Origin of the sequence: Rhizobacter sp. Root1238 (assembly GCF_001425825.1) — a bacterium.
In the GTDB taxonomy this organism is placed as follows: Bacteria; Pseudomonadota; Gammaproteobacteria; order Burkholderiales; family Burkholderiaceae_C; genus Rhizobacter.
Map to the genome: position 1 here is coordinate 46,591 of NZ_LMDM01000026.1, position 8,118 is coordinate 54,708.

Consider the following 8,118-nt stretch of genomic DNA (forward strand, 5'->3'; position numbering starts at 1 on the left):
TCAGCGGGCTCCCTTGTTGTCGCAGCCGGTGGCCAGGCCCATCGCCTGGGCCGCGCAGCCTGCCTTTGGCGCGGTGGTCTTGTTCGCCTTGCCGGTCGTGGCCGCCGCGGTCCGGGTGGCGCTCGCGGGGGGCGTGGCGGTCGGTGCGGTGCTGCCGGGGAACAGCGCGGCACGCGGCGTCAGCAGCGGCTTCAGCGTCGGGATCACGTAGCCGGGCGACAGCGCGCCGTAGGTCGTCAGCGCAGCGACGGCGGTCGGACCCGAGAAGCCGCGTTGCGTGCTGCCGGTGCGCGGCGTCGACGACGACGAAGGCGGCGGCGCGAGCGGCGCGGGCAGCTCGGGGACCGGTGCAGGCGCCGGCGTGGGGGCGGGAGCGGGTGCCGGCACGGTCGGCGTCGCTGCCGCGCGGCCGACCCCGATCACCTTCGGCGTCAGCAGGAACAGGCGTTCGCTGCGGAAGCTCCCGCTCTCGTCGTGCCGGAAGGCGGCTCCGAGCAGCGGGATGCGCGAGAGCCCCGGCAGGCCGCTGCGGCCCTTGCTGTTCGATTCGATCGAGATGCCGCCGATCAGCAGGCTCTCGCCTTCGCGCACGGTGGCTTCGGTGTTGATCTCGGTCTGCTTGATGATCGGCACCGAGTCGACGACCGTGCCTTCGAAGTTGCCGTCCTGGATCGACAGCGACAGCCGCACCTCGCGGTGGTCGGCGTAGCTGACGATCTGCGGCGTCACCTGCAGCGTGGTGCCGGCCTCGACGGTGAAGAGGTTGGCGTCCAGGTTGCCGGCCACGCGCACCGAGGCGACGCGCTTGTCGGTCATGCTGGCCGTGCGGTTGACGGCGCCCAGCACCTTGGGACGCGCCAGGATGTTGGCCTTGCCGGTGCCTTCGAGGGCACGGATGCGGGCCAGCAGTTGCTTGCCGGCGTTGCCGACCAGCGTGGTGACGTTGCTGCCGGCGAGCGTGTTGCTGCCGGCGCTGCCGGGCTGCGAGCCGGGCGAGCCTGGCGAGACCGTCAGCCGGGTGACGCCGTCTTTCGTGAAGGTCCAGTCGACCCCGAGCGATTCGAAGGCATCGCTGCTGACGTCGATGATCGTGGCTTCGATCTCGACCAGGTCCTGCGCGATGTCGAGCTGGCGGATCAGCGTCTCGTACTCGCGCATCCGGTCGGGCAGGCCGCGCACGATGATCGCGTTGGTGGCCTCCTCGGCCTGGAAGAACGGGCGTTCGGCCTCGGTGGGTGTCAACGCGTCGCTGCTGCTCAACTGGTTGGCGCGCACTTCATCGTCGCGCTTGTTCGCGTTGCTGCCGCCACCGGTCTCGGGCAGCTTCATTCCGTAGGTGGCCTGCGCGGCGCGGGCCTTGTTGGCATTGCCGACCATGCCGTTGACGGCGCCTTTCAGCGCCTGGTTGCCGCCAGTCGCAGCGCCGCCGCCGTTGTTCGAGAACAGGCTGTTCAGCGTGCTGGCGAGGCCCGGCACCTTGGCGTTGCCGAACACCCGGTCGCCGGCCGTCGCGAAGCGCAGCGGGAACACCTGGATCGACTTGCCGACGCGGTCGTGGCCGTCGCGCTCCAGCTGCTCGAGCACCGTCGAGACCAGCTCGATGTGTCGCGGCGGGCCGTAGGCCAGCAGCGTCTGCTGGCGGTCGTCGAACTTGAGCGGGAAGCGCGCGTCGCCCAGGCCCAGCGAGCCGAGCATCGAGCGCACCTGCTGGCGGTCGTAGCCGCGCATCCGGAACACCCGGCTCTGCATCGCACGGGACGGGTAGACGAACAGCGTGGTGCCGTCGAAGTACCAGATGACGCCGTAGGTGCGGGTCATCGCATTCAGGAAGTCTTCGGGACGGGTGTTGAAGTTGGCATTCACCGAGCCGTCGACACCGGAGTCGACGACCACCGGGATGCCCTGGCTGGCGGCGAAGTCCTGCAGCACGTCGGGCAGCTTCTTGCCGTCGGCGCGGTAGACGAAGCGCTTGCCCGAGAAAGGCGTCGCATCGGCAGCAGCGGCGGGCTGCATGCTGGCGAGGGCGGCGGCGGCAATCAGGGTGGTCAGGAATCGCACGGCTTGTGTCCGGTTTTGTTGGCTGTCGTTGCCGGTTCAGGGCGTCGACTGCATGGATGCAAGTGTGGGCATCGCATCGAGTCCGGCCGGGTCCCGATGCGAAGCCGCGGACAGCGCCGCGAAGGGCCGGCAGCCCATTTTTTGAAAGCGGTTTCGAACGAACGTTCGAAAAAGCGGTGGAGACGGTTCCGCTGGGGGTTTCCACGCAGGAATGTCACAGGTGAAAGCCGTTGTGAAGGCCGTGTGAAAGCGGATGTGAAAGCATTTGCGAGAAGGGACACGCCGCCGCCGCCGTTGTCGTGTAGCCTTGCGTCGTTGCGTGTTTCCATCCCTTTCTCGAGCCCTCCGACGCGACGTCGAATGAACCATCCGACCCAGCTCTCCAAATACGCGATCAACCAGGTGATCGGCGAAGGCGCCATGGGCGTGGTCTACAAGGCCACCGACACCGTGCTGCGACGCACCGTCGCGATCAAGACCTTGCGACGCCCGCTGGTGGAGCAGGGTGGTGGTGGTGCGCTGCTGGCGCGCTTCCGCAACGAAGCGCAGGCGGCGGCGCGGCTGATGCACCACAACATCGTCGCGGTGCACGACTATGGCGAGCACGACGCCGAGCCGTACATCGTGATGGAGTACGTGCAGGGCTCCACGCTGAAGGAACCGCTGCGCCGCGGCACCCGCTTCGACGATGCCGACATCGTCGGCCTGATGGGCCAGCTGCTCGACGGCCTGCATTACGCGCACGAGCAAGGCGTGTGGCACCGCGACATCAAGCCGGCCAACCTGTTGTGGACCAACGACGGCCGCCTGAAGATCGTCGACTTCGGCATCGCGCGCATCGCGACGATGGGGCTGTCGCAGGTCAGCTCGACGATCGGCACGCCCGGCCACATGGCACCCGAGCAATACGCCGGCGAACAGGTCGACCGGCGCGTCGACATCTTCGCGGCCGGCGTGCTGCTCTACATGCTGCTGGCCGGGCGGCCGCCGTTCGTCGGCAGCAACGAGAACGTGATGTTCCAGACGCTCAGCAGCGAGCCGCTGCCGCCGTCGCGGGTGCATGGCAGCCACCGTCCGCAGTGGTTCGACCCGGTGGTTGCGCGCGCGATGGCCAAGCGGCCCGATGACCGTTTCGCGACGGCGATGGAGTTCAAGCACGCGCTGATGGCGCAGGCGAGCCAGGCGCTGGGGCTGCCGCCGATCGCGGCGCGGCTCGAGGCAGGCAGTTCGTTCATCGAGCTGCAAAGTGCGCCGACGCTGCCGGATCCGCGCGCTAGCGATTGGCAGCGCGGCACCTTCGCACTCGACACGCGACCGCAGCCGGTAACGACGCGGCCATCGCAATGGCATTCAGAGACGCTGCAGATGCTGGAGTCCGAACTCGCGCAGTCGATCGGTCCGCTGGCGCGCGTGCTGGTGCAGCGCGCGGCGCGGTCGACCGGCGACCTGATGTCGCTGCGGCAGACGCTGGCCGAGCAGATCGACACCGAAGCCGGGCGCGACCAGTTCCTTCAGCGCACGCGTTCGCGGGCCAGCTCGTTCGGCACGCTGGGGTCGGGCGGGGCCGCGGTCACGACGCGGCGGCGTGCGGCCGACGACACGCTGCTGGGCGACCAGGTGATGCGCGTGGCCGAACTGGCGCTGACGCAGCACGTCGGCCCGGTGGCACGGGTGATCGTGTCGCGCGCGGCCGCGCGGGCGTCGTCGCGCGACGAGTTCTTCCGGCTGCTGGCGCAGCATGTGGAAGACGAGGACGAGCGCGAGGAGCTGATGCGCACGCTGGAAAGCAGCTCGGCGGGGCGGTGAGGGCGTGCGTCTGCGGAATCCGGATGGGTCGTGCGACTGAAGCGCGATGGATCTGCACCGTTCAGCACCGGAGTGACGCTTGCGTTCCGTGAGGAATTGGCGAATCGTCAACGATTGTCGTGAGCCTGCGACCGGCGCTTGCTGCGGTCATTTCGTTCACGTCTAATCCGCTCGCTCCGCTGTCGAACCACTCCCACGAAGAAGGTGTGACCGCGGACTTGTCGAGTGCGCGGGGTGACACCTGCGGGTGATCAGGGAGGAACGAGATGTCAAACAGATGGCAGCGCCTGTGGGCGCTGACGGCGCCATGGGCGAGCCGCGTGGCGATGCTGATGATGTGTTGCTGTGTGTTGTTGCAGCCGAAGCCGGCGCATGCGGAACAGGAGGTCGTGTTTTTGACTGGCTGTGTTATCTACACGCCAGACTGCGGTCCTGCGCAGAACCTGGCCGGCACGGACCGGGCGACGATGTGCCAGCACCCGACGTTCAACGGATGGACGGTGGACGGCTTCCGGGTCACGTCGGTGTATGCACCGACCGGGCCGGACTATCCCTTCAACACCCCGTACGGCGGCTGCTACATCACGACCGAGGGGATTGGTTCGCGCCTGCAAGGATTCGTGGCGATCTGGGGCGAGGTGGCCACCATCCCCTCAGTGCTGGCGCCGCCACCGCCCGAGTGCGAGGTGTGCAAGGGCAACCCGATCTACCCGCTGCGCGGGGTCAAGCAAGAGGTGGTGGACACCGGCCTGGCGATCGGTCGCACAACGCTGCGCTTCACCTACGACAACGCGAGCCGGATCCCGACCGCGTCGGGGGCGCTGACCGACATCGGCGCGGTGGAGAACCGCGCCGGCGTGATGGGCAGCCTGCAGTGGGTCAGCAACCTGCACCGGCAGGTGAACCTGTTCACGAGCGGTGCCGGTTCAGCCCCGGGGCTGCCGGTGCCCACCGTCTTCCCGCGCGGCAACGGCGTCGTCAAGACGATGACGAGCACCGATGGCGGCCCGCGGGTGGGGGAACCGGGGAACAAGGATCGCTTCGTGCAGCTGCCCGGTGGCGAGTACGTGTACACCGACAGTGGCGCCAACGCGCAGGAGACGTACACCGGCCAGGGCGTGTTGACGACGATGGCCTGGGCCGACGGCACGCGCATCGACTTCACGTACGACACCGCCAGCGGCATGCGTAGGCTGGCGCAGGTGAGCGACAACCGGGGACACCGCCTGGGCTTCGGCTACACGCTGTCGGCCAGCGGCGTGCCGCGGGTGAGCAGCATCACCGATGCGATGGGCCAGGTCACGACGCTGAGCCACGACAGCCGCAACAACCTGGTGGGCATCACCTGGGCGGATGGCAAGACCCGGGGCTTCGTGTACGAGAACACAGACCTGCCGTGGGCGCTGACGGGTGTGGTCGACGAGCGTGGGCTGCGCTATTCGACCTTCGGCTACGACGCACAAGGCCGGGCGATCAGCACCGAGCACGCGGGCGGGGTCGACAAGTACACGGTGAGCTACACGACGCCACCGAGCATCCAGGTGACGCAGCAGAGTTTTGGTGGCGCCATCGCGCGCTTCCAGACCTGGAACCTGCCGCAAGGCATGGTGATGACCGAGCCGAGCGGGCAGACGACGACCTGGAGCGCGATCAGCCTGAACGGCAAGAACTACTTCAGCAGCCAGGCCCAACCGGCCGGTGCGGGCAGCCTGGCCAGCAGCCGGGCGCAGAGCTACGACGCGAACGGCAACATCGCGAGCCGGGACGACTTCAACGGTTCGCGCAGCTGCTACCTGAACGACCTGACGCGCAACCTGCAGACGGTGAACGTCGCCTCGCTGGGCACGGGCCAGGACTGTGCGGCGGTCACGGCAACCAACGCCGCGCTGCCGGCCGGGGCGCTCAAGACCAGCACGCAGTGGCACCCGGACTGGAGCTTGCCGCTCAAGGTGGCAGCACCGGGGCAGATCACGACAAGCGTCTACAACGGCCAGCCCGATCCGCTCAACGCCGACGCGGTCGCGAGCTGCGCACCGACCACGGCAAAACTGCTGGACGGCCAGCCGATCGCCGCGCTGTGCAGGCAGGTGACGCAGGCGACGACGGATGCAGACGGCCACCTCGGCTTCGCCGCCACGCGGCAGGCCGGCACCCTCGACACGGTGCAGACCTGGACGTACGACGTGGACGGCCGGGTGCTGAGCTCGACCGACAGCGACACCCAGCGACACCGACACGACCACCTTGGCGTACCACGCCGAGACGAACGAGGACCACCAGCGTGGGGACCTGAAGTCGATCACGACCTCGCTCGGCAAGGTGACGACCTTCGACCGCTACAACCGCTACGGCCAGGTGCTGCAGAGCACCGACCCGCAGGGGATCGTGACGGTGAACACCTATGACCTGAGGCAACGGCTGCTGACGAACACCGTTGGCGCAGAGACGACCACGTATGCCTACGACGAAGCCGGTCAGTTGAAGAAGGTCACGTTCGACAACGGCAGCTGGGTGGGCTTCGACTACGACGGTGCCCACCGGCAGGTGGCGGCATACGACCACAAGGCCAACCGCATCGACTACGTGCTYGACAACGCGGGCAACAAGACCGACGAGCACGTGCAGGACCCGGCCGGCGCGCTCAAGCGCGGGCTGGCCCGGGCGATGGATGCACTGGGCCGCGCCCAGCAGCGCACGGGCAGGGAGTGAGCACATGAACAAGACGACGATGAACCGCCACCTGATTGCCGGCGCAGCGGCGGCGTTGCTGAGCGCGCCCGCGGCCTTCGCACAAGTGCCGCCTCCGCCGGTGTCTGCGACCCCGGTGACGACCTATGAATACGACGCCGAGGGCAACCCGACCAAGACRACCAAGGCGCCCGACAGCCTGAACCTGCAGAACAAGGCGAGCTACGACCCGCTGGGCCGGGTGAAGGAGCTGACCGACCCGAAGAACGGCAAGACCTCGCTGGAGTACGACGGCGGCGGGCGGCCCACCCAGGTGACCGACCCGCGCAGCCTGGTCACGCAGTACCCGCGCAACGGCTTCGGCGATGCCACGCAGCTGATCAGCCCGGACACCGGCATCACCAACATCACTTACGACGCGGCCCGGCGGCTGAAGACCCGCACCGACAGCCGCGGCGTCACCGAGACCTACACCTACGACCTCGAAGGCCGATTGACCAGCGTCGTCTACACGCAGAGCGGCCAGCCGAGCCAGACCACCACGTGGAGCTGGGACCTGACCGGCCCGGACTACACCTACAGCATCGGCCACGTGAGCCGTGTGGATCACCCGAGCGGCTTCGCCCGCTTCCGGTACGACCCGCGGGGCCGGATCACCGAGACCGTGCAGTCGGTGAACGCGAAGGCCGGTGCGAACACGGTGCCGATCCTGACGACGGTGAAGTACGCCTACTCGCACGGCGACCTGATGAGCATCACCTACCCGTCGGGGCGGCAGCTGATCCTCGCGCGCGACGTCGGCGAGCTGATCGGCATGAGCCTGGCGCAGACCGCGGGCGGCACGCCCATCCCGCTGATCAGCAACGTGAAGTGGGAACCCTTCGGGCCGGTGAGCGGCTGGGACTGGCACATGGCGAGTGGCCTGGTGAACCACACGAGGCTGTTCGACCTGAGCGGGCGCATCGCGGTCAGGCCGNGCTGATCCTCACGCGCGACGTCGGTGAACTCATCGGCATGAGCCTGGCGCGCCTGGCGCAGACGGCGGGCGGCACGCCCATCCCGCTGATCAGCAACGTGAAGTGGGAACCCTTCGGGCCGGTGAGCGGCTGGGACTGGCACATGGCGAGTGGCCTGGTGAACCACACGAGGCTGTTCGACCTGAGCGGGCGCATCGTGCGCTACCCGCTGGGCAACGCGCTGCGCGACGTGAGCTACGACGCGGCGGACCGCATCACCGGCTTCTCGCACCTGCTGGCGAGCGACGGTACGCCGCAACCGGCGCTGAACCAGGGCTTCGCTTACGACGAGAACAGCCGGCTGACCAGCATCGTCACGTCGGCAGCGAGCTGGTCGATCGCCTATGACCCGAACGGCAACCGCACCAGCGTGAGCCTGAACGGCATCCCGAGCACCTACACGACCGAGGCGACGAGCAACCGACTGAGCAGCATCACGAACCCGGCCAGGAGCTTCGGCTACGACAGCGCCGGCAACACGATCAGCGACAGCGCGGCGTACACCGCGACCTACGGGCTGAACGGCTCGATCGCGAGCATCACGAAGGGG

General features: G+C 68.2%; 4 protein-coding genes and 1 pseudogene. 4 read left to right on the forward strand and 1 reads right to left on the reverse strand.

Annotation, left to right across the window (positions count from 1 at the left end):
• Positions 1-2,058, reverse strand: a complete 2,058-nt coding sequence (gene sctC / locus ASC98_RS20005) for a type III secretion system outer membrane ring subunit SctC (RefSeq protein WP_157597685.1) — start codon at positions 2,056-2,058, stop codon at positions 1-3.
• Between the two features lie 360 nt (positions 2,059-2,418).
• Between sctC and ASC98_RS20010 the strand changes: the two genes are divergently transcribed.
• The 4 genes and pseudogenes from ASC98_RS20010 to ASC98_RS20025 all read left to right on the forward strand — a co-directional run.
• Positions 2,419-3,864 carry a serine/threonine-protein kinase gene (locus ASC98_RS20010; protein ID WP_056810259.1) on the forward strand — a complete coding sequence of 482 codons (1,446 nt, stop codon included), beginning with the start codon at positions 2,419-2,421 and terminating at the stop codon, positions 3,862-3,864.
• 266 nt (positions 3,865-4,130) lie between these two features.
• Positions 4,131-6,269, forward strand: a complete 2,139-nt coding sequence (locus ASC98_RS31140) for an RHS repeat protein (protein ID WP_162252902.1) — start codon at positions 4,131-4,133, stop codon at positions 6,267-6,269.
• The gene (locus ASC98_RS20020; protein ID WP_056820375.1) at positions 6,184-6,573 is read left to right on the forward strand and encodes a hypothetical protein; all 390 of its coding nucleotides are present in this window, start codon (positions 6,184-6,186) and stop codon (positions 6,571-6,573) included. Before ASC98_RS31140 ends, ASC98_RS20020 begins: the two co-directional genes overlap by 86 nt.
• Positions 6,574-6,577: 4 nt before the next feature.
• Positions 6,578-7,528 (forward strand): annotated as a pseudogene (locus tag ASC98_RS20025) (hypothetical protein); the annotation flags it as partial.
• Positions 7,529-8,118 lie beyond the last annotated feature (590 nt).